The organism is Frigoribacterium sp. AP1 (assembly GCF_056680555.1).
Genome location: NZ_CM155288.1, coordinates 858,596 through 885,284, shown reverse-complemented (window position 1 = coordinate 885,284; position 26,689 = coordinate 858,596). Strand labels below are relative to the sequence as shown.

Here is a 26,689-nt window from a genome sequence, read left to right as displayed (position 1 = left end):
CGGGTATATCGTCCGGGTATCGTTCGACCCCGTTCCACCCTCGAGAAGGAGAACACCATGAGCAGCACGTCAGCACCCGGCACCTTCGGATTCGGCACCGGCCTCGACGGCATGTGGCAGGCCATGGAGCAGCTCCGCTCGACATTCGACCGCCGCGAGGGCACCCGCGCCCCGCGGGGCGAGGTGCGTGCCGCGATCCTCGCGCTGCTGGCCGAACGCCCGATGCACGGCTACCAGATCATCCGCGAGATCGACGAGCGCAGCGGCGGCGACTGGAAGCCCAGCGCCGGGTCCGTCTACCCGACCCTGCAGCTGCTCTCCGACGAGGGGCTCGTCGCCGCGGAGGAGACCGACGGTCGCAAGGTCTATTCGCTGACCGACGCCGGCCGCGCCGCCGCCGGGGTCGACCCGTCGGCACCGTGGGAGCCCGAGCGCTCTGCCACCGGCGACCGCTTCCGCGCCCTGCCGAAGGCCGGCGTCGAGCTGGCCCGCGCCACGGCGCAGGTCGGCCGGACGGGCTCGCCCGAGCAGGTCGACGAGGCGGTGGCGGTGCTCGACGAGGCCCGTCGTCGCATCTACTCGATCCTCGCCCGAGACTGACGAGGGTGGCGTCGACCGACCCCTCCGCGTCCAGTCCTCCGGTGCGTGACCGGGCCGGTCGCGCGCGCTACCGCCGCATCCTGCGGTTCGCCTCGCGGCATCTCGCCGTCACCTGGTGGTTCGAACTCGTCCTGCCCCGCTTCGGTCTGCGGCGTCTGGCCGAGCGGACCCGGGCCCGCCGCATGCGGCGCTTCGCCCGGGGATTCCACGTGCTCGCGCTCGACCTCGGCGGCCTGATGATCAAGGTCGGCCAGTACCTGTCGTCACGCCTCGACGTGCTGCCGCCCGAGATCACGAAAGAACTCGAGGGGCTGCAGGACGAGGTCACACCCGTCCCTTTCGCGGGCATCCGCGCCCTGGCCGAGGCCGAGCTCCGCCGACCCCTCGGGCAGGTCTTCGCGACGGTGGCCGAGTCTCCCATCGCCGCCGCGTCGCTCGGCCAGGCGCACCGCGCGACGCTCGGGCCCGCCGACGCCGCCGACACGGGCCTCACCGCCGTCGTGCTCAAGGTGCAGCGGCCCGGCATCGACGCCGTGGTCGACGTCGACCTGGCGGCACTCCGTCGCGTCGGCGGCTGGCTCAGCCACGTCCGACTGGTGTCGGACCGGGTCGACGCCCCCGCCCTCGTCGAGGAGTTCGCGCGCACCAGCCTCGAGGAGATCGACTACCTCAACGAAGCCGCCAACTCGGCCCGGTTCGCCGCCGACTTCGCCGACGACGACCGCGTGAGCGTGCCCGACGTCGTGTGGGAGCGCACCACGCGTCGCGTCCTCGTGCTGGACGACGTCTCGGCGATCAAGATCACGGACGTCGACGCGCTCGCCGCGGCCGGCATCGACCCGGCCGAGGTCGCGCCCGTCTTCGCCGAGGTGATGTTCGACCAGCTCTTCACCCACGGGTTCTTCCACGCCGACCCGCATCCCGGCAACATCTTCGTGACCCCCGTGCCCGACGCGGTCGACGGACAGCGACCGTGGAAGCTCACCTTCATCGACTTCGGCATGATGGGCGAGGTGCCGACGGGCACCCGGACGGGCTTGCGCAAGCTGCTGATCGCGGCGGCCTCCCGCGACGGCTCCGGCATGGTCGACGCCATGCGCGACCTCGGCGTCCTGCTGCCGAGCGCCGACACGCTCGGACTGGAGCGGGCCGTGACCGCCACCTTCGCCCGGTTCGGCGGCATGGGGTTCGCCGAGCTGCGTCAGGTCGACCCGCGCGAGTACCGCGAGTTCGCCGGTCAGTTCGGCGACCTCATCCGCTCGTTGCCGTTCCAGCTGCCCGAGGACTTCCTGCTCGTCCTGCGGGCGATGACGCTGACCTCGGGTGTGGCCAGCGCCCTCGACCCCGCCTTCAACCTGTGGGACTCGGTCGAGCCGTACGCGGCCCAGCTGATCCGCGACGAACGGGGCAACGCGGTGCAGGACGTCACGCGCCGCACCCTCGACGCCGCGACGGTGGCCGTGCGCCTGCCCGGCCGACTCGACCACCTCGTCACGCGCCTCGAGGACGGCACGCTCGAGGTGGGCAGTCCCCGGATCGAGCGCCAGCTGACTCGCATCGAGCGGACCGCCCGGCGCGTGGTCTCGGCCGTGCTCTTCGCAGGCCTGCTCGTCGCGGGTGCGGTCCTGCGCAGCGGGGACGACGTGGTCGGCACGGTGCTGATGGTCACCTCGGCGGTCCCGCTGCTGCACGCGCTCCTCGCGGGTCGCGGCCGCTGAGCCAGGGTCGGGACGATCCGGCGGGGTACGTGGCGATCCCCCTCACTGGGGACACGACGCCCCTTACCGAGATGACGATCCGTCGGTACCGTCGCCCCATCGGCACCGTGCCGAGACGACCGAGCCCCCTCCCGACAGGCACCACGGGGGCCTCGGCGACCCCCACCCGAAGGACTCCCCGACATGTCCCGATCGATCAGCCGCGCCCGCTGGACGCGCCGTGCCCGCTGGGCCGCCGTGCCCGTCGCCGTCATCGCCTCCGGCGCCATCATCTCGACGGCGTCGTACTCGGCCTTCTCGGCCACCACCTCGAACCCCACGAGCAACTGGTCGACCGGCTCCGTGCAGCTCACGGACGACGACTCCGACGTCGCCCTGTTCTCGGCCTCGAACCTGATGCCCGGCGACTCCGGGACGAGGTGCATCACGGTCACGTCGACGGGCAGCCTGCCCTCGGCCGTCCGGCTCTACGGCACCGCGGCGACCACGACCAACTCGTTGTCGTCGTACCTCGACCTGACGATCCGACAGGGGTCGGGTGCCTCGAACGCTTCGTGTGACGGCTTCACCCCGGCGAGCCAGGGTGCCCAGGTCTTCTCGGGCACGCTGGCCGACTTCGCGAGCCAGCGGACCGGCTACGCGAACGGCGCCCCCACGTGGTCACCGGCCGGGACGGCGACCGAGTCCCGCTCGTTCGAGTTCTCGTACACGCTCGGGCAGGCGACCCCGAACACCGGTCAGGACTCACGTGCGGCGATCGCCTTCACCTGGGAGGCCCAGACCCGCTAGCGCGGGAGTCGACGCCCGAACCGGAACACGCCCTCATGACGACCGTCGCGACCCCCGCCGCCGACATCACCCCGCAGGTCCGCTCCGACCTGTCGTTCTGGGGTGCCCTGTGCCTGGCGACGATCGCGCGGGTCGTCCTGACGACGGCCGTGTGCCTCCTGCTCTGGGCGGCCGTCCCGGCCCTCTGGGGCTGGTCGCCCACGACCGTCGTCTCGGGGTCGATGGCGCCCGCGATCACCCCCGGGGACGTCGTGGTGGCGATGCCCGTCGACACCGCCGACCTCGACGCGGGGCAGGTGCTGCTCGTCGACGACCCGGACCGGGCCGGAGAGCTGCGGTTGCACCGACTGGTCGACACGACCGACGACGGCTCGCTCCGGCTGAAGGGCGACGCCAACGCCGCGGTCGACTCCGGCCTCGTGTCGGCCGACGCGGTGCACGGCGTCGGCGTCCTGCTCGTGCCGTCCGTCGGGGCTCCGATGCTCTGGCACGGCGGTGATCGCGTCGCGGGCGTCCTCGTGGTGTCGCTCGCCGTGCTGCTGCTGCTCGCGGCGACACGGCTCGAACCGGCGGGCGAGGGCGTCGTCGATCCGCTCGCCCTCTCCCGCCACCGCGCACCGACGCCCCCGACGGGTCGGTCCCGCGCGGCCCGCGTCTCGGGCGTCGTGCTCACCGTGGTCGCCGGGGTGGCCGTGCTGTTCCTCGTCGTCGGCTCGAGCCACGCCGCGTTCTCGGCCACGACGTCGACGTCGAGCACCCTCGCCACGTCCCGGTTCACCTGCCTCGACCGTCCGGTGGCGGCGCAGGCGCGGTTCGCCTACCAGTTCAACGACGGCGTCGGCACGACCGCGCGCGACAGCAGCGGCAACGGGCGGTCGGGGACCCTCACCTCCGGGGCCACGATCGCCGGCGGCACGTGCGCCCCCGGTGACGGCCCCTTCCTGCGGCTCGACGGCGTCAGCGGGCAGGTCACGACGGGGCAGAACATCGACGGGCCGCAGATCTTCACCGTCGAGACCTGGTTCCGCACGACCACGACGACGGGCGGCAAGCTGATCGGCTTCGGGAACAGCCAGGCGGGATCGTCGGGTCAGTACGACCGCCATCTCTACCTGACCGACCGGGGCACGCTGATCTTCGGCGTCTACAGCGCCGGGTACTTCAGCGTGCAGAGCCCGGCGGCGTACAACGACGGTGCGTGGCACCTGGCGACGGCGACCTTGAGCCCGTCGGGCATGGCTCTCTACGTCGACGGCACGCTGGTCGGCTCGTCGACCCAGGCGGCCGCCGAGAACGCCCGGGGGTACTGGCGGATCGGATACGACGCGGTGAGCATCTCGTGGCCGTCGTCCCCGACGAGCAAGTACTACCGCGGTGACCTCGACGACACGACGGTCCTGGACGTGGCCTCGACGGCGGCCGAGGTGAGCGCGAGGTACGCAGCCGGTCGGTGAGACCCCCGACCGGGTCGAGCTGTCTCAGGCAGGAGGCGCGGGTCGGTCGGTGGAGGCGCCGTCGGTGTACCCGTCGGTCACGCCCGAGAGCAGGGAGACGACGCGTCGCGACTCCCGGTCGGACAGGCCGAGGACGCCCTCGAGGGCGCCGAGTCGGCCCCCTCCGGCCGCCCGGGCGACCGCGTTGTGCACGGCCTCGGTCAGCTGCAGGTGCTGCCCTCGACCGTCCCGGGGGTTCGTCCGCCGGACGACGTAGCCGCGGGTCACGAGGCGGGCGACGATGATCGACGCGGCCCCGCTGGTCATGCCGAGATGAGCCGCGACGTCCATCGGCCGGGCCGACATGTGGCGGGTCTCGAGCCGGGCGAGGAACTGCACGGTCGTCAGCTCACTGGCCCCGATGCCCAACTTGGACCGCAGTCGGGCCCGGAAGAGGGCCTCGGCATCTTGCAGGGCGTAGATCGCGTCGACGACACGGCCCGAGTTGGAGTCGGGATCGTGGACGTAGTCGACGGGGATCGGCGGGGGTTGGCTCATCAGGACCTCTCATGTGGTCCGCGAGCATCCGTCCGGTGACAGAGAACATCCGCAGGGGACCCATCGAAGCACATCGACGGGGCCCCTGGGGATGTCGGTCAGGAACGGTTCAGGCGACGGCGACGGATCGCCGTGGTGACGACGAGCGTGGCGCCGAGCAGCAGGGCCAGGCCGGCACCGATCGCGGGCAGCGTGGCGTCCGAACCCGTGTAGGCCAGGTCACCGCGGGGGCCGTTGCCGTTCCGGTCGGACACGGGGACCACCGGGGTCGGCGGGATGGTCGTGCCGGGCGGGGTGGTCGTGCCGGGGGGAGTCACGGTGCCGGGAGGGGTGCCGCCCTCACCCGGGGTCGGGGTGACGACGTCGGCCGGGGTGACCGTGATCGTGTAGTCCGCGGTGTCGGGGGGTGTGGTGCCGTTGTCGGCCGTGATGGTGACGGTGGTGTCACCCGGCGTGGTCGGGGTGCCCGAGATCTCGCCCGTGGTGCCGTTCAACGTGAGGCCGGCGGGCAGGGTGCCGGTGGTGACGGTGAACTCCGGTGCCGGGGTGCCGGTCGCGGTGACGGTGAACGAGTACGGGGTGCCTTCGGTCGCGGTCGTCGGGTTGCCCGAGGTGATGGTGGGTGCGACGGTCTCGGACGGGGTGCCGGTCGTGGGGCAGGCCGCGGGGACGGTGATCGTGTTCGTGTCGAGGGTCACGGCGCCGGTGCGGGCGAGGAGGCGTCCGATGACGGTGGCACCCGTGGTGGCGGTGATGGATTCCTGGGCGAGGACGGTCCCGCGGAAGTCCGCGGCAGTGCCGAGGGTGGCCGAGCTGCCGACCTGCCAGAAGACGTTGCAGGCGCTCGCGCCGCCCGAGAAGGTCATGGTGGTGTTCGAGCCGATGGTCAGCGTGCTGGCGGCCTGGATGACCCACACCGACTCGGCGCTGCCGGCGAACGCGAGGGCGCCGTTGTCGGTGACCTGCACCGCGCCTCCGGAGTAGACGCCCGGGGTCAGTGACCGGCCGGCGAGGTCGATGACGTTGCTCTCTTGCGGGGTGAGGCTCGCCGCGACGTCGTAGGCGGTGGTGAGGTCCTGCTGGGCGAGCTGGGCGGGTTCGTCGTTCACGTGCTGCACGCCGCCGACGATCACGCCGGGGCCGCCGGCGTCGAAGCCGACGACCGAGGTGCCCGGGCTGAGGCCGACGTCGCCGTTCACGACGGTGGTCCCGGTGTTCGTGACGGTCGACCCGGCGAGCACACCGTAGGTCGAGGCCGAGCCGAGGTCGACGGGGCCGTCGATCACGGTCGCGGCACTGGCGGGCAGGGCCGAGGCCACCGTGAGCGCTGCGGCGACGCCGAGGACGAGCCCCGAGCGGGCGAGGAGGGAGGTGGACGTCGATCGGGGCATGGAGCGCCACCTGACTGGAAAGAAGAGGAGGCACCTGGACACACGCGTCGGTACGTGCGAGCGTTCCCCGTTACCTGATGTATACGCGGAACAACCTGATAACACAATCTTTAAAGCAGTCCCTGACAATCTGCCCGGCGTCGTGCGGATCGGGGCACGCCTGGCGTACTAATTGGACACGCCACACCGGCCCTCTTCGGGTGAGGACCGGCCACGACCCATCGGGTGTCGTGCGGCGAGGAGGGCGGCGGCGTTCGGGTACGCGCCCCTTCCGGCCCCGTCGGTCGCGTCGCCTCGGTGACGCGGCCGGCGCAGCGGTGCCGATGTGCCCCGGACTGGGCGTCGACCGGTGCCCGTCACGGTCCGTAACGTCGATCCGTGATCCACCAGACCCACCCCGAGCCGGCGGACGCCCCGGCAGCCACCACCGCCCCGGCCATCCCGTTCGGAGCGCCCTCCGTCGCCGTCGAGCGGCGCATCGCCATCGTCGAGGCGGCCATGCGCGTCTTCACCGAGCACGCCTTCCACGAGGCGTCGTTCGCGCTGGTCGCCCAGGCCGCCGGCCTGCCCGTGAAGGTCGTGACCGACGAGTTCACCCACTGGAACGGGCTCGTGCTCGCCACGGTCGACCTCTGGGTCGGCCGCCGCACCCGTCCCCTTCTGCCCCTCGCCCGGACCCACGGCACCATCGCCTTGCTGCGGGCCATCGTCAAGGCCAACGCTGCCGAGCCCGCGCTCATGCGCCTGCTGAGTGCCACGGTCAACGTCGCGGCCACTCCCGGCCACCCGCTCGCGAGGCCCCTGTACGAGCAGTGGTTGCAGTTCTACCGGCTGATCCACTCCTCCCTCGCACAGGACGTCGAACTCGGGCGCGAGCCCGAGACGATGCAACCGGCCCGGGGCGCCGAGCAACTCGTCGCCTTGTACGAGGGGCTGCAGCTCCAGTCGATGGTCCGCCGCGAGATGGACGTGCTCGAGTCGTTCGACCGCGCCGTCACCCGTCTGCGCGCCGGGTGGGGCTCCGCCTACATGCCGCCGGCCTGGGACCTCGAGCTGGTGTGACGCCTGCCCTCGCCTGAAGGAAATCCGGGTGAACGGGGTACATCTGAGGCGTCCTCATGGACAACCCCGGTCGGTCGGCGTAGAAACGACGACACATCGCGTCCTACCAGCGTGATGAGGGGCGAACGCCCCGGTGTCGGGGACCAACCACCCCGACGTGAGACGCGACCGAAGAAGGTGCGCCGTGGATCAGACGGCCGAGACGACGACGAGGCGACCCTCCCCGCTCCGTCTCGTGCGCCTCCTCGGCTTCTCCGGTCTCGCCGCGATCGGCATGGTCGGTCTCGGACTCGTCTTCTCGTCGACGTCGGCCTCGGCCGACGAAGCCCCTTCGTCGCTCCTCGGCGGTGTCACCTCGGCCGTCGGCCAGGTCGCGGGCTCGCTCGACGCCCCCGTGGCCGCCGTCGGTCAGACCGCAGGAGGCGCGGTGTCGCAGGTCACGGACGTCGCCGTCCAGGCAACGGCCGTCGCCCCGCCGGTGCAGCACGTCGTCCAGACCGCCGCCCCCGTGGTGCCGCAGACCGTCCAGCACGTCACGGCCGTCGCGCCCGTCTCGTCCGTCGTGGCTCCCGTCGCGCAGACCGTCGACCAGGTCGTCGCGGCCGTCCCCGTGGTGTCCGCCGTCACCGGCCCGGCACCCGTCTCGACCGTGACCGACCCGGTGACCGGCGTCGTCGACGGTGGCCTCGCCGCCGTCGGCGACTCGGCGGCGGCCCCTGCCGCGCCGATCGCCCCGCCGGTCGTGCCCGAGGGCGTCACGCCCCGGCCCGGCCTCACGCTTCCCGCGAGCGACGCGCTCGGCGGTGCGGCCGCAGACGTCGACGGCCTCGGAGCCGACGTCGTCACGGCTGCCTCCGTCGCCGACGCGGCGACCGAGGCGACCGACGCGACCGACGCGGTCACCAGCCTGCGGGCGCAGATCGCCGCCGGTCCGGCCTCGGCCACCGACGCGACCACCGTGCCCCTCGCGCCCATCCCCGGCCCCACGCCGCGTCCCGCCGGTGACGACCACGGCACGCCCGCCCTGCCGTCGAGCACCGGCGGTGGCGCGAACGGTCAGGCCTCGGGCGGGGGAGCGGCCGGCGGTGCCGTCGCGCTCGACGCGACCCGCGCCTCCCAGCTTCCCGGACTCGCCGTCTCGGCGGGGTCCGCGGACGGCGACGACGACCTCCCGTCGACGCCTGCGTACGACACCGACTCTTCCCCCGACTGAGGCCGGTCGCGTCGCCCTGCAGCGTTCCCGCTGCCGGCGACATCAGCGACCCCGCCGCGACCACGCGGCACCACACACCTCATCTCTTGGAGAAGACCATGAACAAGTACGTCTCGAGAGGGCTCATGGGAGCGCTCTTCGTCGGGGGCATCTGGGCCCTCGGAACGACCGCCGCGAACGCGGCGACCACCACCGGTGACGACGGGCTGCTCTCGAGCACCCAGGTCGGCGCCGTCGTCGAGGCCCCGGTCTCGGCCCTCGGCACCGCCGTCAGCGTCCTCGGCGACTCGAGCAGCACGGCCGCGGCTCCTGTCGCCCCGGCTGCTGCCCCCGCCGAGCCGGCTGCGGCACCTGCCGCACCTGCCGCGCCGGTCACGACGACGAGCGGTGACTCGGGAGTGCTCTCGGGCACCCAGGGCATCGTCTCGGTCGACGTGCCCGTCAGCGTCGGTGGCAACGCCGTCTCGGTGCTGGGCGACTCGGCCACCGCGGCTCCCGTCGCGGCCCCGGCCCCGGCAGCACCGGTCGCTCCCGCGGCGCCCGCACCGTCCACCACGTCGGGCGACGACTCGATCGGCTCGGGCACCCAGGGCCTGGTCGACGTGACCCTGCCGGTCGCGGTCGGCGGCAACGCCATCTCGGTGCTGGGCGACTCGGCCAGCACGGGCACCTCGACCGAGGCCCCCGCAGGAGGCGCGGCTGACGCCGTTCCCGCCGGCTCGGCCACCGGCACCACGAGTGGTGACGACGGCATCCTCGGCGGCACGCAGGTCGTGCCGTCGGTGGGGCTGCCCGTGACCGTGGGCGGCAACGCGATCTCGGTGGTCGGCGACTCGGCCAGCTCCGGCACCACGACCGGCACCGGCACCACCGACGCCGGCACCGGCACCGGCTCGACCGGTGGCACCACGAGTGGTGACGACGGCATCCTCGGCGGCACCCAGATCGTGCCGTCGGCGGGGCTGCCCGTGACCGTGGGCGGCAACGCGCTCTCGGTGGTCGGCGACTCGGCCAGCACCGGCACCACGACCGGCACCGGCACCACCGGCGCCGGCACCGGCACCGGCTCGACCGGCGCCACCAGCGGTGACGACGGCATCCTCGGCGGCACGCAGGTCGTGCCGTCGGTGGGGCTGCCCGTGACCGTGGGCGGCAACGCGATCTCGGTGGTCGGCGACTCGGCCAGCACCGGCACCACGACCGGCTCCGGCACCACCGGCTCCGGCACCGGTTCGACCGGTGGCACCACGAGTGGTGACGACGGCATCCTCGGCGGCACGCAGGTCGTGCCGTCGGTGGGGCTGCCCGTGACCGTGGGCGGCAACGCGATCTCGGTGGTCGGCGACTCGGCCAGCACGGGAACCACGACCGGCTCCGGCACCACCGGCTCCGGCACCGGTTCGACCGGTGGCACCACGAGTGGTGACGACGGCATCCTCGGCGGCACCCAGATCGTGCCGTCGGCGGGGCTGCCCGTGACCGTGGGCGGCAACGCGATCTCGGTGGTCGGCGACTCGGCCAGCACCGGCACCACGACCGGCACCGGCACCACCGACGCCGGCACCGGCACCGGCTCGACCGGTGGCACCACGAGTGGTGACGACGGCATCCTCGGCGGCACCCAGATCGTCCCCTCGATCACGCTGCCGATCGACCTGTCGGGCAACGCCGTCTCGGTGATCGGCGACAGCGACGTCACGGACGGGACGACCGGCACCACGCCGACCGACCCGACCACGCCGACCGACCCGACCGACCCGGCGATCCCCGTCGACCCGGCCGAGCCGTTCGAGCCGACCGATCCGGTCGACCCGACGACGCCCACCACCCCGGATGACGACGGCGCCACCACGCCGGACACCGAGGGCACCGCGGGCATCGGCGGCACCACCGGCGCCACCGGCACCGTGCTCGTGACCGCCGCCTCGGGCGACCGCAGCGTCCTCGCCTCGGGGACCAGCGCCTCCTCGGTCCTCGCCGCCGACTCGTCGCTCGCCTTCACCGGCGGCGACACGACGGCCCCGCTCGCGGGTGGCCTGCTGGTTCTGCTCGCGGGGCTCGGCCTGCTCGTGGCGGCCCGCCGCCGGACGGATCGCGCCTGACGGTCACCCCCGTCGCTCGCTTCTGAGCGACTCCACACCGACGGTGCACCGCAGACCTGGTTCAGGGGCCTGCGGTGCACCGCCGCGTCCGGAATCGACGGGCGCCCTCGCGGGTTGCACGACACATGACGTCCGCACCCACCATCGGCATCCTCGGCGCGGGCAAGGTCGGCACCGTCCTCGCCCGCCTCGTCCACGCCGCCGGCCACCCCGTCCTGCTCGCCGGATCGGGTGACCCCGCACGCATCCGCCTGATCGTCGACGTGATCGCCCCCGGAGCCCGGGCGGCCTGGTCGGCCGACGCGGCGAGGGAGGCCGACATCGTCGTCCTGGCCCTGCCTCTCGGCAAACTCGACTCGGTGCCGGTGGACGCCCTGGCGGGCAAGGTCGTCGTCGACGCCATGAACTACTGGTGGGAGACCGACGGTCTGCGTGACGACCTCTCGGACGTCCGCACCTCGACGAGCGAACTCGTGCAGCAGCACCTCCCCGAGTCACGCGTCGTCAAGGGCTTCAACCACATGGGGTACCACGACCTCGACGAGGGGGCGCTGCCGGCGGGAGACCCCGGGCGGAGTGCGATCGCCCTGGCGTCCGACGACCGCGAGGCGCTCGACGTCGTCGCCGACCTCGTGGACGCCATCGGCTTCGACCCCGTCGCCCTGCCCACCCTGGCCGACGGCATCGCGCTCGAGCCGGGATCGCTGGCCTTCGGTGCGGACGTCGGCGCGACCGAACTCCGCGAGACGGTCCGCGACTTCTGGACCTCGCAACGCGGGCTCGCGGTGGCTCGGGCACGAGGCATGGCGAACCCCGCCGACGGGTCCGCCGAGACGGTCGAGGTCACGGCGGGGTAACGAAGTCGATGCGTTCCAATCCTTTTCGGTGACGGTGGCGAACCCTGTACATCCCCACCGGGACCAACAGACAAGGAGCTTCACCATGAACGCCTTCACTCGCAAGAACATCACCAAGACCACGCTCGGCCTCGTGGCCTCGGGTGCCCTCGTCTTCTCGCTCGCCGCCTGCTCGATGGACTCCGGTTCGTCCTCCGACACGTCGTCCTCGAGCTCGTCCTCGTCCGAGCCGTCGGCCGCCTCGACGCCCGCCGCGTCGATCGCCGACCTCAGCAACGGTGTCGACACCCAGGTCGCCGTCGACCAGTCCTTCGTCGACGCGATCACCTCGCTCGGCCTGACCCCCGGCGTCGTCGGCACCGCGACCTTCACCGACGGAACCTTCTCGTTCCCGATCACCGGCGGCAACGTCGACTACTACGGCCCCGACAGCGACGTCCGCCCCTACGTCCAGGGCGAGATCGACCACGACGGCTCCGGCCTGTCGCTGACCTCCGCCGACGGCACCGTCGTCGAACTCACCGACTTCCGCATCGACCCGGGCGAGAGCAAGCTCTACGGCACCGTCACCGCCAACGGCACCGTCGCCGCCGAGGACGCCTACCTGTTCAACCTCTGGGGCGGCACCCTGAAGCCCATCCAGATGGAAGGCGCCAACGCCGTCCTCGAGGGCACCACCGTCCACATCAGCCCCGACGCCGCCGCGCTGCTGAACCAGACCTTCAAGACCGACGCCGTCCAGGACGAGATGCTCGTCGGCGTCGCGAAGATCACCGCCGCCACGGAGTAGTACCCGTCGGGCCGGCTGCCGCCGGCCCGACCCCCGGGGCCTGGGCGTCGCCCGCCGGTCCGATCCGGTTCGTACCGGATCACGCGCGAACCCCGTTTCGAACCATGCACCCACTTTCTTCTGGGTTCATGGTTCGAAACGGGGTTTTTCGCCGTGCGTCACGAGCGAGCGCGTAGGTCAGGAGGCGCGGTCCGGCGAGAGCGCGACGACCCGACCCAGCGGCCCGGCGACGCCGCGACCCAGCGGCTCGGGCGCTATTCGACCTTCTCGGTCTGCCACTTCTCGGGTGCGCGGTCACCGTTCGGGCGGACCGGGCGGACGTCGCCCACGATGGGGATCGCCCGCTTGCGCAGCGCCCAGAGGTAGCGCACGAAGAAGTGCGTGAGGGTCGAGAGGCGGTTGCCGTTGCCGAGCAGGCTCGTGATGTGGACGAACACCCACAGCAGCCAGGCGACGGGTCCGGTCATCGTGAAGCCGTTGGGCAGCTGCACCACGGCGGCGTTGGTGCCGACCGTGGCCATGGTGCCCTTGTCGTGGTACTTGAACGGCAGGAGCTTCTTGCCGGCGAGCAGACGGACGATCTGCCCACCGATGTGCTCGCCGCCCTGGATCGCGGGCTGGGCGAGCTGCGCGAGAGCGTCGTCGGTCGCGGCGATGTCGCCCGCGGCGAAGATGCAGTCGAGCCCCTTGACCGTGAGGTCGTCGTTGACCTGGATGCGTCCGCCGTGGGTCTGCGGCACGCCCCACGACGCGACCTCGGCGTGCGCGGCGACACCGGTCGCCCAGATGACGAGCTCGGCCGGGATGAACTCGCCGTCGGCGGCGACGACGCCGTCGGGTCGGACCTCTTCGACACCCGTGTCGAGCCGCAGGTCGACGCCGCGCTTGCGCAGCACCTTGGCCGCGTACTTGCGCAGACGGGGGGAGAAGGGCTTGAGCAGCTCGCCGCTGCGGTGCACGAGGGTGATCGTGATGCTCGACGCGTCGATCTCGGGGTAGGCGTCCTTCAACGCCTGGTCGCGCAGTTCGGCCAGCGCGCCCGCCATCTCGACGCCCGTGGCGCCACCGCCGACGATGACGACGCGCACCTCGCCGCTGCCCACCGAGGCCGCCGCGTTCTCGAGCTGCGTGAACAGCTCGTCGCGGATGCGCAGCGCCTGCGAGCGGGAGTACATCGAGTAGGCGTACTCGTACGCGCCCTTGGTGCCGAAGTAGCTGGTGTTGACGCCGTTGGCGAGGACCAGGGCGTCGTAGGCGATCTCCTCGCCGTCGCGCAGGGTGATGATGCGCTCGTCGGCCCGGACCGTCGTGAGCAACCCGTGGCGGAACTCGGCGTTCGACTGCTTGGACCGCAGGCTGCGCAGGAAGTAGGTGACGTCTCCGGCGTTGAGGCCACCCGTGGCGACCTGGTACATGAGCGGCTGGAACATGTTGTAGACGTGGCGGTCGATGAGGGTGATGCGGACGTCGGCGTCTCGCAGGGACCTCATCGCCGCGATGCCGGCGAAGCCGCCGCCGACGATGACGACGTGGGGGCGGGGGTCTGCGGTCATGGGGGGTGCTCCTGCGGTGTCGATCGTGTCGTCGGATCGTCGTCGACCCCGGTTGGCCGGACCCGAGCGGCGAGTCCGCGGCGAGTTTACTCGCCTCGCGAGGCCGCCCGTACCTCCGCGATCGATGCTCCTCGCCCCGGCCGGGGGTCTTGTCGAGACGTCCGTCAGATGTTACGTTCGTCGAACTACTCGCTGATCGAGTTGCTTGTCCAGCAAGTGACACGTGCCCCCGACGGCACGCCGAACCTGATCGCAGTCGTCCCGAACCTCCCGGAGACCCCATGACCCGTACTACCCGGACGTCCCCGTCCGCCGAACCCACCCTCGACGCCCCCACCGAGCCGCAGTCCGGTGACGTCGCCGCCGTGCTCATCGCGCTGCAGCACCTGCGGTCGCAGATCGCGTTCGTCAACGACCAGATGGCCAAGCGCCTCGGCGTCGGTGCGACCGACTTCCTCGCCCTGGTGCACCTCTCGGTGCAGGGCGACACCGCACCGAAGAAGGTCGGCGAGGCGCTGGGGCTCTCGTCGGGTGCGATGACGGCTCTCGCCGACCGGCTCGAGGCCGGCGGTCTCGTGACCAGGCTGCAGCACCCCACCGACCGCCGCAGCTTCGTCCTCGCGCTGACCGACGAGGGGTCGAAGGGGGTCAACGACGCCGGCGCCACCTACGGCCGTGCCGTGCAGGAGGCGCTGCCCGCGTCCCGCAGGTCCGTCGCCGAGGCGGTCTTCCGCGACCTGGGCGACGCCCTGCGGGCGCTGGCCTGGTGACGGCGACCGCCACCGCGCCTCCTCGTCACGGGGTCGGCCGGGGGCGGGGGGCCGACGGCCTCGGCCCTGCTGTCCGGCGACCCGCTAGGGTCGGCTCGTGAGACTCTCGGTGACCTGGACGGCAGGCGACGCGCAGCACGGCATGCAGGTGCATGACGACCGCCTCGTCTACGTCCTCCGCGACACCGCCGGGCGACCCACGACCCGTGAGATCCCGGCCGGATCGCTCGCCACCGTCGACTACTCGACCGTCGGCGACCGGCCCGTCATCACGCTGAACGAGCACGACGGCACGAGCACGTCGTTCCCGTGTCCCCGCAAGATCGCCCGGGTGCTCTACCCGGCGATCAAGTGGCTGACCGTCTGACGGTCAGCGCTACGAGGTGCGCTCGAGGTCGGTGACGTGAGAGCGCCGGCGGATCGCGACCTCGCGCCTCCGGGCCTTGACCGCCCCGCGGAAGCCGACCTCGGCGACGATCGCGCCCGCGATCATCAGCGAGAAGCCGGCGAGACCGGTGGGCAGACCGAACATCGTCGGGGCGTCCCAGTCGAAGGTGAACGCCAGCACGGCCAGACCGATCGCCACGAGGGCGAAACCGGCGACCGACAGGCAGACGCGGCGGGCTCTGGGTGCACTCATCCGGTCAGCGTAGGCAACACCTGCCGCCCGGCGACGGCGTTCTCAGGGGACGCGGATCGTTCTGCCGCGTAGCCCTCAGCCTGTCCCGCGGCTCGGCGGGCCACAGGAAGCAGGATTGCACTCTGGCCGTCAGAGTGCAATCATCGTCTTCGGCCACGAGGCCCCCGGCGACGTCGCCGATCACACCGAGCGACGACACGAGGAGGCACGCGATGGTCACGGCCACGGGCAAGACGGCCCAGCGTCGGACGCGCACCCGGTCCGAGCTGACCGCCGCCGCCCGACGTCTGACAGCCGAGCACGGACTCGCGGGATTCACGATCGAAGAGCTGTGCGCCTCGGTCGGCATCTCACGCCGCACCTTCTTCAACCACTTCGCCTCGAAGGACGACGTCGTGGTCGGCATCGCGCTCGACGAGGACGACGAGACGCTCGACGGCTACGCGTCCTCGCGACGCGACCCGCGCCTCCTGCCCTTGTCGACCGTCTTCGACGATCTCGGCGCCCTCGTCGTCGAGCGGGTCGAGAACGTCGGCCTCACCCGGGGGCGGGCAGCCGACTTCAAGGCCGCCCTCGACCGCGAACCCCGCCTGTTCGGCGCCATGATGCGCCAGGGCGACGAACAGCGCCGGCGCCTCGTCTCGGCCGTGGCCGCGCACGAGGGGCTCGACGAGGGCGACCCGCGCATCGACGTCGCGGTGACGCTGCTCACCGGGCTCGTGCAACGGGCCTTCGAACGCTTCTTCTTCGCCGAGGGGCGGGACGACGAGCGGTTCGAGGCGGTCCTCGACGAGCACCTCGTCATCGCCCGCGACCTGTTCACCACGTCGGCCGCCACGCCTCGAGGCCCCCGCACCCCCTCCGCTTCCCCGACCCTCCCAGCCGACCACGACCGAAAGGCGCTGTGACCCAGCCATGACGACCACCACCGCAGCGAAGGCCGACGCGCCCTTCCTCCTGACCAAGAGGCGCATCTGGATCATCTTCGGCGCCCTCATCTCGGGCATGCTGCTGTCGAGCCTCGACCAGACGATCGTGTCGACGGCCATGCCGACCATCGTCGGCGAGCTCGGCGGCGTCGAGCACCAGGCCTGGATCACCACGGCGTACCTGCTCGCCACGACCATCGTCATGCCGATCTACGGCAAGTTCGGCGACGTCCTCGGTCGACGCAACCTGTTCCTCGCGGCGATCGCCATCTTCACCCTCGCCAGCATCGGCTGCGCCTTCGCCACCGACTTCTGGATGTTCGTCGTCTTCCGCGCGATCCAGGGCCTGGGAGGCGGTGGTCTGATGATCCTGTCGCAGGCGATCATCGCCGACATCGTCCCCGCCTCGGAGCGAGGCAAGTACCTCGGCCCGCTCGGCGCGGTCTTCGGCCTCTCCGCCATCGGCGGGCCCCTGCTGGGCGGATTCTTCGTGGACCACCTCACCTGGCAGTGGGCGTTCTACATCAACATCCCCGTCGGCATCGCCGCGTTCGTCATCACCTGGGCGGCGTTGACGCTGCCGAGCAAGAAGGCCACCGAGCGCATCGACGTGCTGGGCGTGGTGCTGCTGTCGGCGGCCACCACCTGCCTGATCTTCTTCACCGAGTTCGGCGGTCAGGACGACCACGGCTGGGGTGCTCCCGAGACCTGGCTGTGGGGTGCCGGCGTCGTGATCGCGGCGTCGCTGTTCGTGCTCGTCGAGTCGCGCGCGGACGACCCGATCATCCCGCTGTCGTTCTTCCGCAACAAGGTGTTCGTCCTCGCCACCGCCGTCGGCTTCGTGCTCGGCATCGGCATGTTCTCGGCCATCGCGTTCGTGCCGACCTTCCTGCAGATGTCGTCGGGCGCCTCGGCCGCGGTCTCGGGCCTGCTGCTGCTGCCGATGATGGTCGGCCTGATCGGCACCTCGATCCTGTCGGGCAACCTGATCACCAAGACCGGCAAGTACAAGGTCTTCCCGGTCGTCGGCACGATCCTCACCGGCATCGCCATGGCTCTGTTCACGACCCTGACCGCCGACACCCCGCTCTGGCTGATCTGCGTGTTCCTCTTCCTCTTCGGTGCGGGCCTCGGCCTGATCATGCAGGTCGTCGTGCTCGTGGTGCAGAACTCGGTCGACGCGCAGAACGTCGGCACGGCGACCAGCACCAACAACTACTTCCGCGAGGTCGGTGCCGCGCTCGGCGTCGCCATCTTCGGCGCGTTGTTCACGAGCCGGCTCACCTCGAACCTGACGGACGTCTTCACGGGCGCCGGGGCCTCGGCGGGCGACGCCTCTCAGGCCACGGCGACCCTCGACCCGGCGACGCTGAACCAGCTGCCCGAGCAGATCCGTCGCCTGGTCGTCGAGGCCTACGCAGACTCGCTCGCCCCGGTCTTCGCCTACCTGATCCCGTTCATCGCCGTGGCGTTCGTGCTGTCGCTCTTCCTGCCGCAGATCACGCTCTCCGACGTGGCGGGCATGGTGTCGCGCGGCGAGGCGCTGTCGGGCGACGAGGCCGAGCAGCTCGAGGCGGCCGAGCGAGCCGCGCAGGGTCGCGGCGCGGGGCGTGCCGCGAGGCGCGGTGCCGGGACGGCGTCGGAGGCCGCGACCGCCGGTGCGGTCGCGACCGGGGCTCCGGTCGCGCCGCTCGACGGGGCCGACGAGCGGGACGAGCGGGACGAGCGGGACGACGCCGACCGGCGGTAGTCGATCGGATCACGACACCGTCGAGTGGACGGGACACCGCGTTCTGCGACGGTGCCCTGTCCACTCGACGGTGTTCTGCGTTCGGGCAGGGGCGGACGCGGGCGCGGGGCGCCGGGTCAGACGGTGGCGGAGCCCTGGGCGGGCAGGGTCGCGGCCGCGGTCGAGGTGCGGGCGGGGGCGGACGCGAGTCGCGCCTCCTGGGCGGTGTCCCAGACGACGCCGTCGACGTCGTCCTCGCGCAGGCGCGTCGGGGTGTCGTGAGTGCTCATGGATGTCTCCTCGGGCGGGCCCGTCGGGTCGGACGCGTCAGACGATGGTGCGGCACGGTGGGGTCGTGCCGCGGCCCCCAGTTCGTGGGCTGTCGATCGATCACCGTAGCCGATCCGCACGAGGCGACGCGACCGGCCGTCGAGGACCGGCACCGCGCCTCCTCGTCGCCGTTCCCTAGGATCGTGCGCATGAGTGCGCGGGGCGGAGTTCGATGATCCACGACGTGCGGCTGGCCGGTGGCGGCGTGCGGCTCGACCCGCTCGAGGTGGCCGACGCGGCCGCTCTCTGGCCGCTGACCGACGACGCGCTGTGGGCGGGCATGGTGACGCCGCGACCGGCGAGCGTCGAGGCGTACGCCGAGCACGTGGAGGCGCAGCTCGCGAACCCGACGACCCTCGCGTTCACGGTGCGCGGCGCGGACGACGGCGAGGTGAGGGGCACGACGACGCTCTACGACCTCGTGCCGGCGCAGGGGCGGGTCGAGATCGGCAGCACCTGGTACGCCCGCGCGTTCTGGGGCGGACGGACGAACCCTGCGACGAAGCTGCTGCTGCTCGGGCACGCGTTCGACACCCTCGGGCTGAACCGGGTCGCACTGCGCTGCGATGCCCGCAACCTGCGGAGTGCGGCGGCGATCCGCCGGTTGGGCGCCGTGCCCGAGGGGGTGCTCCGGTCGCACCGGGTCGCCGCCGACGGCACCGTGGGCGACACGGCCTACTTCTCGATCGTGCGTGGCGAGTGGCCCGACGTGCGGGCCGGTCTGGAGGCGCGGCTCGCCTGAGCGGGTGGGTCGCGTAGTCGTGCCCGAGGCGGTACCTGTGCTCGTGCCCGCTACCGAGACCGCGACGTTCGCGGCGCGAGTCCGTCGGGGACGTCAGTCGCGGGTGGCCGGCGAGGCGACGCGGAGCGCCTCGAAGAGCTCGTCGGCGACGAGGTGTGCCTCGTTCGACATCAGCGTGATCGAGGCGCCACCGTCGACGTCGACCATCACCCAGCGGCCGCCGCGGCGGCGCCGGCGTTCGTCGACCGGTGTGACACGGACGTCGTGCAGGGCGGTGGCGGGCCACTCCTCGTCCGTCACCCCACGGAGGCGCGAGACCGCGTCCGGCAGGTAGCGCAACCGCGTCGTGGACAGGGCGAAGCGACCGGGGTAGGCCGCGCCTCCGGTCGGCAGGACGCGCTCGGCGAAGGTGCCCCAGAGGAGGCGCTCGCCGGCTTCCACGGGGAGTCGTCGCCAGGACGTGATGGCGAACACGCGGAGGACGAGTCCGACGAGGGCGATGGCGTACATGATGACGAAGACCGCCATCACGTACCAGAGGCCGTCCGGTCCGTCGTTCGCGTGACGCCACGACAACTGGGCGACCAAGATCACGGCCACGAGCACCTGCCAGCCGAGGGTCCACCACTGGCCGCCCTGCAGCTTCTGCTCCGAGCGGCTCCGGGGCGGGTCGGGAACGGCCTTGTCCATGAGGGACTGTCTACACCAGGGGGAGTGGCGAGCCCGTCCCGGTGCCTCCGGAGTCGTCGCCCGGTACCGTGACGGCATGCCCGACGAGACCTGGGTCGTGTTCGACGACGAGCCGAAGCAGCGCGTGCTGGTGCGGGCGATGCGGGTGTTCCTGCCCGCGATCGTGATCTTCGGGACGGCCGGTGCGTTCTTCTCGCGAGGTGGCGAGTCGATGGTCGATCTGTTCGGCCCGATCGCCGTGCCGGTCGCGTTCGTGTTCTGGGCGACCGCGGCCGCCGTCGGGTGGAACGTCGTGCTGTGGCTGAACGCCCCGTTCGCGATCGACCTCGAGGGTCGTCGACTGCGCATCCGCCATCGCGTGGTGCCGTTCGACCAGGTCGAACGGGCCGAGCTCGTGGGGCTGAGTGACGGCGACCGGGCCGGCCTGCTGCTGAAGATCGGCCGTCGTCGAGGGCCGACGGCGTCAGTGCTGCTGCGGGAGCGGTCGACGCCCGTGCTCGACGACGCCCGACGCGACCTGTTGGTCGAGGTGATCCGCGCCTCCTCGATCGCACGCCCGGTCAGCCCGCACGACCCCACCGGGAAGTTCGGGCGGTTCAACTTCCCGGGGACGCTGGACAAGGAGGGGGCCGAACGGGTCGTCCGCGACCCACCGGCGCCGGGTGAGCCCGCGCCGTAACGGCCGGCCGGCCGCCACGACTCACGCCGCCACGACCTACCCCGCCACGACTCACGCCGCCACGACCTACCCCGCCACGAAGTACACAGCCCGCCACGAGATCTCGTGGCGGGCTGTGTACATCGTGGCGGCGTGACGGCGTGACGGCGTGACGGCCGCGGATCGGTCGGACCGGGCTCAGCGGCGACGCGGGCGCAGGCGGCTGGCGACGAGCGCACCGGCCCCGGCGAGAACGGCACCGAGGGCCCAGCTCAGGGCGCCCGAGGGCTCCGACCCGGTGTAGGCGAGCGACGTCGCGCGGGCGGGCGTGACGGCGGCGACCGGACGCACCGGCAGTGCGGCCGGGGCGACCGTGCCCGGGGTCGTGGCGGTGGGCACGGTGACGGCGGGGGCGACCGAGAAGACGACCGTGTTCGAGAAGTCGCTGAACGTCGTCTGGTCGGCGTCGAAGGTCAGGGCGTCGGCCGCGAAGTCGCCCGCGGGCAGGACGAACCGGGCCGAGAACCGGCCCGTCGCGTCGACGGGGACGACCGTCACGGCTCCACCCGTCGTCTCGTAGGGCACGGGGTCGACGTCGACGAGGACGGGCTCGACCTCGTCGCTTTGCTCGTCGGCCGCGGCGGCGAACGGCGTCGGTTCGTCGTCGATCGGGGCGTCCTCGGCGTCGTACAGCTCGACGAGGGCGTAGCCGCCGGGGACGGCGTTCTCGCCGCTCACCGTCACGACGCCCGCGGTCGCGTCGACCGGGGGCTCGAGGTGGGGGGCCGCGGCGAACGGTGTCACGTCGAAGTCGGCCGAGGCCGCGAGCTCGTGGGCGTCCGAGAAGGTGACCGTGACGACACCGCCGACGGGGAAGTCCGCGGGGATGCTCACGAAGGTGCTCGCGCTGCCGTCGTCGAGGCCGTAGACCAGGAACCGGGGGACGGAGGCCCAGTCGGCGTCGCTCGGCACGCCGTCACCGGTCACGGTCACGGTGACGGGGTCCGCCGGCGTGAAGCCCACGGCGCGGACCGTGAGGACGGTACCGGGGTGTGCCTCGAAGTCGTCGCCGAAGACGACCGGCTCCGAGGCGACCGGCGCCTCGTCCGCAGGAGCCACCTCGGCCGGAGCGGCGGTCTCGACCGGCACGGCGTCGGCCGGCGCCGGGTCGTCGACGGGGGCGTCGGTGTCGGCGGGGGCCGTCTCGGACCCGGAGGCGCTGGTCGCGTCCCCGTCGGAGGGGACGGTCTCGTCGGTGCCGGTCGACGGGGCGGAGATGTCCGTCGTCGCAGGCGTCACCGTGGTCTCGGTGGGCGCGACGGCAGTGGTCGCGTCCGTGCCGGCCGTGGCCTCGGTCGCCCCGGCGTCGCCCTCGGCGGCGAAGGCCGTTGCGGGCGTGAGGACGAGGGCCGCGGCGAGGGCGACGGCGGGCAGGGCGGTGGCGGCGCCGAGGCGGCGTGATCTGGACATGGTTCCCCCGGGACGAGTGGTGCCGCGCGTCGGGCGAGCGCGGTCGGTCGACTGTAGACAGCACGGTCGGGCCGGGCGAGGGGGCGGATCGTCCACGGGGTCCGCCGTGATGAGACCGTGATGCCGTTGTCCCCCGTCCCGCGGTGATCGGGTACGAACGATGCACGATCGAGACGGCCCGCGCCTCCTCGGCTCGGTAGCTTCGACGCATGGGGACGACGACGAATCGGGTGGGGGCGGCGTTCGCGTCGGCACTCGCGGCGACGATGCTGCTGGTGGCGTGCACGAGTGGCGGTGCGGGCGGTGACGGCACGAATGCGCCGACTCCGACTCAGACGACGCCGGTGACCTCGGGGCCGGCGGCGACGCCACCGCCGGCCGCCGACTCGCCGGTCACCGAACTCGGGGTGGACTGTGCCGGCCTGCTGTCGGCCGACGTCGCAAGCGCCCTCGACGCGTCGTGGGCCCCGCGGGACTACTACGACCGCGACACCGCCATGCCCTCGGACTACGCGATCGCCCAAGAGGGCGGGCTCTCGTGCACGTGGAACGACGGTTCGTCCTCGGACGGCAAGAACAACGCCACGGGCGAGAGCGGCTACAGCGGCCTGCTCGTCCAGGCGCTTCCGCATGCCGGCGACACCTGGCCGCAGTTCGTCGAGATCTACGGCGACGACCCCGACGGCCGGTGCTACGGCGACGAGACCTCCCGGGGCTGCAGCTTCGACCAGCTGATCGGAGACACCTGGGTGTCGATCATCGCGACGGACTTCGAGTCCTCCACCGAGGCCACACCCGAGCAACGCTTCGCACCGGTCGTCGCCGGGGTGACCGAGGTCGTGTCGTCGGCCGACGTGACCGACGACCCCTGGCCGCTCGGCGGCCCGGCCCGGCCCTGGTCGTGCCTGGCCGACGCCACGCTCGAACGCGACGTCTTCGGCGCGGGCGACGATCTGTTCGTGCTGACCCCCGGCGGCGGCTGGTCGGTGTACGCCGCGGCCTGGAGCCGGGCGGTCGCCACGTCGTGCTCGATCCTCGCCGACACGACGCCCTACAGCGACGAGAGCGTCCTGACCGGTGGGGCCTGGGCCCTCGACCAGCGCCTCGAGTTCGGTCTCGTCGATGCCGACACGGCCGTGACCGTGCCCGGGCTCGCCGACGGCGACCGGGCGTACCGGTCGTGCTCGGCGACCACGTGCGTCACCGACCTCGTGCTGGGCGACGACTGGGCGCGGCTGACCGTGGACACGTCGACGGTGCCCGACGCCGAGGCGGCCGGCGGACGGCTCGCCGAGGGCTACGTCGCCCGCGCGGCGGCCTCGGCCTGACGAGCGCCGGCGTCAGCCTGACGAGCGCCCGCCTCAGCCGCCGATGAGCTCGAGGGTGATGCGGCCGGCCCGCAGGTCGCGGTCGCGCATCACGGTGAGTTCGGTGCGGATCTGGGCCGTGAACGCCGTCGTCATGGGGTTCGGCCGCCCGGAGAGCCAGAGCATCGAGAGGGCCGTGCGGGCCCAGTCCTCGGCGATCGTGACGAACCGGACGCCGGGGATCGGGATGTACGACGACAGGTAGGGCATGAGCGAGACACCGAGGCCGCAGGCGACCGTGCTCAGCATCGAGAGGTCGTTCACCGCGTGGATGGGGATGCGCGGGTTGAAACCGGCCCGGACGCACGACATGACGATGCGGTCGTAGGCCTGGGGTGCGTCCTCGCGGTTGAACATGATGAAGTCGTCGTCGGCCAGCTCGCCCAGGGGCACCGAGGTCTCGCCGGCCAGCCGGTGCGTGTCGGGCAGGGCCACGACCAGGGGCTCGAGCGCCAGCTGCTCGACCTCGAACCGGTCGTCGATCGAGCGCACGCGTGTGAAGCCCAGGTCGACCGAGCCCCGCACGAGGTCGGACAGGATCGCCTGCTCCTCGCTCTCCTCGACGAGCACCCGGGCACCCGGGTGCGACGCCGAGAACGCCCGCACCACGGTCGGCAGCAGCCCGGCGAGCACCGAGCTGATGCTGCCCACCCGCAGCGGCTGCACGTCGGCCACGACCGAGTCGAGCAGCGACTCGGTCTGCTCGATCTGGTGCAGGATGCGCTTGCCCTCACGCTTGAGCAGCTCGCCCGCGGGGGTCAGCCGCGGGGCCGTGCGCGCCTGCCGTTCGAACAACCTCGTCCCGAGCTTGGCCTCGAGCCGCGAGATCGCCTGGCTGAGCGGCGGCTGGCTCATCTGCAGCCGTGCGGCGGCCTTCGTGAACGAGAGGTCATCGGCGACCGCCATGAAGTAGGTGAGCTCTCGGATCTCCATCGTCGGCCTCTCGTCGGTCGCGTCTCATACGCAGCGGGTATCAGATCATCCCTTTTTGGTATTTGAGAGCGCAAGCATCGGCTCGATAGACAGGCTCCATGAACGACGCCACCAGCGCCTCCTCGGCACCCGGACCCCTCGACCCGTCCCTCGACGCCGACGTCATCGTCGTCGGTCTCGGCGCCTGGGGAGCCCAGGCGCTCTGGCGGCTCGCCGAGCGCGGGCAGCGCGTGATCGGCGTCGAGCGCTTCGGCATCGGCCACCCGATGGGCTCGACCCACGGCGCCACCCGGCTGTTCCGCATCGCCTGCATGGAGCACCCGGGGCTCGCCCCGATCGCGACCCGCGCGCGCGACCTCTGGTACGACCTGGGCGAGCGCACCGGACAGACCCTGTTACGTCAGACGGGTGGCGTCATGGTCGGCCCCCGCGACGGCCACGTCGTCGCCGGCACCCTGCGAGCGGTCCACGAGGCCGGACTCGAGTCGACCGTGTTCGAGCACGACGAGCTCGTCGCCCGCTTCCCGCAGTACGCCGGCTTCGGCCCGGACGACATCGGCGTGTGGGACCCCGCCGCCGGCATCAGCTACCCCGAGAAGGGCGTGCGGGCCGCCGTCGAGGTGGCCCGGTCGCTCGGGGCGACGGTGCTGACCGACACCCGGGTGACATCGATCGACCCGATCGACGGGGGAGTCGAGGTCACGGCCGGCGGACGCGTGCTGCGGGCCGCCCGCGTCGTGGTGACGCTCGGGGCCTGGACCCCGCAGTTCGTCGACCACCCGCTCGTCGCCCGCCGCACCCCGCTGTTCTGGTTCGAGGGCACGACTCCCGAGGCGACGGCACCGGGCGGCGACTTCGACCTCGCGGCGTTCCCGGTGTTCATCCGCCAGCTGCCCGACGGCACCACCCTCTGGGGTCACGGCGCGGACCACGGCGACGGCGACGGCTACGCCGTCAAGATCGGGCTCGAGGACTCGGGCGGCGCCTTCGAGGACGCCGAGGCCGACACGGTCGACCGGTACATCCACCCCGCGGCGGACTACGGCATGCTCTCGGCGGCCGTGGCCCGGGCCTTCCCGGGGCTCGACCCGACTCCCGCCAAGGCGATCGCCTGCATGGTGACGAACTCGCCCGACCGCCAGTTCGTCATCGGCCACCCGGGCGGCGACCCCCGCGTCGTCGTCGCCGGCGGCGACAGCGGCCACGGCTTCAAGCACGCCCCCGCTATCGGCGAGCTGCTCGCGCAGCTCGCCGTCGACGAAGAGCCGTTCACCGACATCGACTTCATGAGCCCGGACCGCGGCTACGACGGCACGTCCTGGCTCGACGAGGACGACCACGAGGCGACCCGCGCCGCGACAGCCGGCCCGGCCGCGGCGACCGACGCGACCGAGCGCCTGACGGTGCCGTCCTGACCCGGCCGACCCGCGCCTCCCGAACCCACCCCGCACTCCCCTCGCACCGCACCGCCTCGCACCGCCCTGACAGGAGAGAACCATGACCAGACGAACGACCACCCGCCTCACGGCCGCCCTCGCCGCGGTCGCCGCCCTCGGCCTCGCCCTGACCGCCTGCTCGTCGGGCGGCGCCGAGGCCGGCGCCTCGAACGAGCTGGGCACCATCTCGGCCGGCACGCTGCGCATCGGCACGACCGGCGACACCAAGCCGTACGCCTACACCGAGGACGGCGAGCTGCAGGGCTTCGACGTCGAGATGGCGAAGGAGGTCGCGAAGCGCCTCGGGCTGAAGACCGAGTTCGTCACCCAGGAGTTCTCGGCCCTGCTGCCCGCCGTCGCCAACGGGCAGCTCGACATGGCGGCCGCGTCCATCAGCGACACCGAGGAGCGCGAGAAGACGGTCGACTTCAGCGACCACTACTTCATCGGGTACATCTCGGTGCTGGCCGCCGACGGCTCGGGCATCACCGACGACGAGTCCTCGCTCGACGGCAAGCGGCTCGGCATCGTCCAGGGCACCATCCAGGACAGCTACGCGCAGGAGAACTTCACCGGTGCCGAGCTCGTCCGCTTCCCCGACAACAACAGCGCCGTCGCGGCGCTGAGCTCGGGCACGATCGACGCGCACTTCCTCGACTTCCCCGTGGCCGAGGAGTACGCGGCGGCGTCGAACGGCTCGCAGAGCATCGCGATCAACGTCGCCGTGCCCGAGTTCCCGGTCGGCTTCCCGATCGCGAAGGGCAACGACGCATTGAAGACGGCCGTGGACGGGGCCGTGGCCGACATCGTCGCCGACGGCACCTGGCTCGAGATCGACCAGCGGTTCTTCCCGGACCAGCCCGTGCCCGACGAGTTCCAGCCGAGCGAGTGAGCGGGGTGCGACCGTGAACTTCTCCGACGCGCTGGCC

At 72.3% G+C, this 26,689-nt stretch carries 26 protein-coding genes; 18 read left to right on the top strand and 8 right to left on the bottom strand.

The genetic code is table 11. The features are described from left to right. The first annotated feature begins 57 nt into the window (after positions 1-57). The 4 genes from AC1MBW_RS04265 (at position 58) to AC1MBW_RS04250 (ending at position 4,561) form a co-directional block, all read left to right on the top strand. Positions 58-600, top strand: a complete 543-nt coding sequence (locus AC1MBW_RS04265) for a PadR family transcriptional regulator (RefSeq protein ID WP_054147384.1) — start codon at positions 58-60, stop codon at positions 598-600. A gap of 41 nt (positions 601-641) precedes the next feature. Beyond that, positions 642-2,318, top strand: coding sequence for an ABC1 kinase family protein (locus tag AC1MBW_RS04260; RefSeq protein WP_480025572.1), 1,677 nt, complete (start codon positions 642-644; stop codon positions 2,316-2,318). Positions 2,319-2,501: 183 nt separating this feature from the next. Beyond that, positions 2,502-3,107, top strand: coding sequence for a M73 family metallopeptidase (locus AC1MBW_RS04255; protein WP_054147382.1), 606 nt, complete (start codon positions 2,502-2,504; stop codon positions 3,105-3,107). A gap of 35 nt (positions 3,108-3,142) precedes the next feature. Further along, positions 3,143-4,561 carry a LamG-like jellyroll fold domain-containing protein gene (locus tag AC1MBW_RS04250; RefSeq protein ID WP_480025571.1) on the top strand — a complete coding sequence of 473 codons (1,419 nt, stop codon included), beginning with the start codon at positions 3,143-3,145 and terminating at the stop codon, positions 4,559-4,561. 24 nt (positions 4,562-4,585) lie between these two features. Here the strand turns inward: AC1MBW_RS04250 and AC1MBW_RS04245 are convergent, their stop codons facing one another. Both AC1MBW_RS04245 and AC1MBW_RS04240 read right to left on the bottom strand, forming a co-directional pair. Continuing rightward, positions 4,586-5,098, bottom strand: coding sequence for a MarR family winged helix-turn-helix transcriptional regulator (locus AC1MBW_RS04245; RefSeq protein ID WP_054147380.1), 513 nt, complete (start codon positions 5,096-5,098; stop codon positions 4,586-4,588). 98 nt (positions 5,099-5,196) lie between these two features. Then, on the bottom strand, positions 5,197-6,489 hold the full coding sequence (locus AC1MBW_RS04240; RefSeq protein WP_054147379.1) for an ice-binding family protein: 1,293 nt from the start codon (positions 6,487-6,489) through the stop codon (positions 5,197-5,199). A gap of 378 nt (positions 6,490-6,867) precedes the next feature. On the opposite strand from AC1MBW_RS04240, the gene AC1MBW_RS04235 reads away from it, so the two are divergent. The 5 genes from AC1MBW_RS04235 (at position 6,868) to AC1MBW_RS04215 (ending at position 12,513) form a co-directional block, all read left to right on the top strand. Then, positions 6,868-7,551: a TetR/AcrR family transcriptional regulator gene (locus AC1MBW_RS04235; protein WP_480025570.1), complete on the top strand. Its 684-nt coding sequence runs from the start codon at positions 6,868-6,870 to the stop codon at positions 7,549-7,551. 184 nt (positions 7,552-7,735) lie between these two features. Next, positions 7,736-8,764 carry a hypothetical protein gene (locus AC1MBW_RS04230; RefSeq protein WP_480025569.1) on the top strand — a complete coding sequence of 343 codons (1,029 nt, stop codon included), beginning with the start codon at positions 7,736-7,738 and terminating at the stop codon, positions 8,762-8,764. Positions 8,765-8,862: 98 nt separating this feature from the next. Continuing rightward, a complete protein-coding gene (locus AC1MBW_RS04225; RefSeq protein ID WP_480025568.1) occupies positions 8,863-10,866 on the top strand; it encodes a chaplin family protein in 2,004 nt (667 codons plus the stop codon). A gap of 74 nt (positions 10,867-10,940) precedes the next feature. Continuing rightward, complete coding sequence (locus AC1MBW_RS04220; RefSeq protein WP_480025567.1) at positions 10,941-11,723, top strand: NADPH-dependent F420 reductase; 783 nt, start codon at positions 10,941-10,943, stop codon at positions 11,721-11,723. 85 nt (positions 11,724-11,808) lie between these two features. Next, the gene (locus AC1MBW_RS04215; RefSeq protein WP_480025566.1) at positions 11,809-12,513 is read left to right on the top strand and encodes a hypothetical protein; all 705 of its coding nucleotides are present in this window, start codon (positions 11,809-11,811) and stop codon (positions 12,511-12,513) included. A 254-nt stretch (positions 12,514-12,767) separates the two neighbouring features. Here AC1MBW_RS04215 and AC1MBW_RS04210 read toward each other — a convergent pair whose 3' ends face one another. Next, complete coding sequence (locus tag AC1MBW_RS04210; protein WP_054147532.1) at positions 12,768-14,066, bottom strand: NAD(P)/FAD-dependent oxidoreductase; 1,299 nt, start codon at positions 14,064-14,066, stop codon at positions 12,768-12,770. Between the two features lie 281 nt (positions 14,067-14,347). Here AC1MBW_RS04210 and AC1MBW_RS04205 point away from each other — a divergent pair, with 281 nt between their 5' ends. Together AC1MBW_RS04205 and AC1MBW_RS04200 are read left to right on the top strand one after the other, a co-directional pair. Beyond that, positions 14,348-14,836, top strand: a complete 489-nt coding sequence (locus AC1MBW_RS04205; RefSeq protein ID WP_480025565.1) for a MarR family winged helix-turn-helix transcriptional regulator — start codon at positions 14,348-14,350, stop codon at positions 14,834-14,836. Positions 14,837-14,933: 97 nt separating this feature from the next. Further along, positions 14,934-15,203, top strand: a complete 270-nt coding sequence (locus AC1MBW_RS04200; protein WP_152970420.1) for a hypothetical protein — start codon at positions 14,934-14,936, stop codon at positions 15,201-15,203. A 9-nt stretch (positions 15,204-15,212) separates the two neighbouring features. Here the strand turns inward: AC1MBW_RS04200 and AC1MBW_RS04195 are convergent, their stop codons facing one another. Further along, complete coding sequence (locus AC1MBW_RS04195) at positions 15,213-15,476, bottom strand: hypothetical protein (protein ID WP_054147529.1); 264 nt, start codon at positions 15,474-15,476, stop codon at positions 15,213-15,215. A 212-nt stretch (positions 15,477-15,688) separates the two neighbouring features. On the opposite strand from AC1MBW_RS04195, the gene AC1MBW_RS04190 reads away from it, so the two are divergent. Beyond that, positions 15,689-16,384 (top strand): TetR/AcrR family transcriptional regulator, encoded by a 696-nt coding sequence (locus AC1MBW_RS04190; RefSeq protein WP_480025564.1) that lies wholly within the window; start codon positions 15,689-15,691, stop codon positions 16,382-16,384. 7 nt (positions 16,385-16,391) lie between these two features. Further along, the gene (locus AC1MBW_RS04185; protein ID WP_480025563.1) at positions 16,392-18,155 is read left to right on the top strand and encodes an MDR family MFS transporter; all 1,764 of its coding nucleotides are present in this window, start codon (positions 16,392-16,394) and stop codon (positions 18,153-18,155) included. A 116-nt stretch (positions 18,156-18,271) separates the two neighbouring features. Here the strand turns inward: AC1MBW_RS04185 and AC1MBW_RS04180 are convergent, their stop codons facing one another. Next, positions 18,272-18,424 carry a hypothetical protein gene (locus AC1MBW_RS04180; RefSeq protein WP_480025562.1) on the bottom strand — a complete coding sequence of 51 codons (153 nt, stop codon included), beginning with the start codon at positions 18,422-18,424 and terminating at the stop codon, positions 18,272-18,274. A 212-nt stretch (positions 18,425-18,636) separates the two neighbouring features. Between AC1MBW_RS04180 and AC1MBW_RS04175 the strand changes: the two genes are divergently transcribed. Then, positions 18,637-19,206: a GNAT family N-acetyltransferase gene (locus tag AC1MBW_RS04175; RefSeq protein WP_054147366.1), complete on the top strand. Its 570-nt coding sequence runs from the start codon at positions 18,637-18,639 to the stop codon at positions 19,204-19,206. 93 nt (positions 19,207-19,299) lie between these two features. Here AC1MBW_RS04175 and AC1MBW_RS04170 read toward each other — a convergent pair whose 3' ends face one another. Beyond that, positions 19,300-19,896: a hypothetical protein gene (locus AC1MBW_RS04170; RefSeq protein ID WP_480025561.1), complete on the bottom strand. Its 597-nt coding sequence runs from the start codon at positions 19,894-19,896 to the stop codon at positions 19,300-19,302. A 76-nt stretch (positions 19,897-19,972) separates the two neighbouring features. Between AC1MBW_RS04170 and AC1MBW_RS04165 the strand changes: the two genes are divergently transcribed. Continuing rightward, positions 19,973-20,575 (top strand): hypothetical protein, encoded by a 603-nt coding sequence (locus AC1MBW_RS04165; protein WP_480025560.1) that lies wholly within the window; start codon positions 19,973-19,975, stop codon positions 20,573-20,575. 177 nt (positions 20,576-20,752) lie between these two features. Here AC1MBW_RS04165 and AC1MBW_RS04160 read toward each other — a convergent pair whose 3' ends face one another. Continuing rightward, the gene (locus AC1MBW_RS04160; RefSeq protein WP_480025559.1) at positions 20,753-22,024 is read right to left on the bottom strand and encodes a hypothetical protein; all 1,272 of its coding nucleotides are present in this window, start codon (positions 22,022-22,024) and stop codon (positions 20,753-20,755) included. Positions 22,025-22,233: 209 nt separating this feature from the next. Between AC1MBW_RS04160 and AC1MBW_RS04155 the strand changes: the two genes are divergently transcribed. After that, positions 22,234-23,352, top strand: coding sequence for a hypothetical protein (locus tag AC1MBW_RS04155; RefSeq protein ID WP_480025558.1), 1,119 nt, complete (start codon positions 22,234-22,236; stop codon positions 23,350-23,352). Positions 23,353-23,385: 33 nt separating this feature from the next. On the opposite strand, the gene AC1MBW_RS04150 is transcribed toward AC1MBW_RS04155, so the two are convergent. Further along, on the bottom strand, positions 23,386-24,324 hold the full coding sequence (locus tag AC1MBW_RS04150) for a LysR family transcriptional regulator (protein WP_480025557.1): 939 nt from the start codon (positions 24,322-24,324) through the stop codon (positions 23,386-23,388). 98 nt (positions 24,325-24,422) lie between these two features. Here AC1MBW_RS04150 and solA point away from each other — a divergent pair, with 98 nt between their 5' ends. Further along, entirely contained in the window at positions 24,423-25,739 is a 1,317-nt protein-coding gene (gene solA / locus AC1MBW_RS04145) for an N-methyl-L-tryptophan oxidase (RefSeq protein ID WP_480025556.1), read from the top strand. An 82-nt stretch (positions 25,740-25,821) separates the two neighbouring features. Next, a complete protein-coding gene (locus AC1MBW_RS04140) occupies positions 25,822-26,652 on the top strand; it encodes an ABC transporter substrate-binding protein (RefSeq protein ID WP_054147551.1) in 831 nt (276 codons plus the stop codon). The last annotated feature ends 37 nt before the right edge of the window (positions 26,653-26,689 follow it).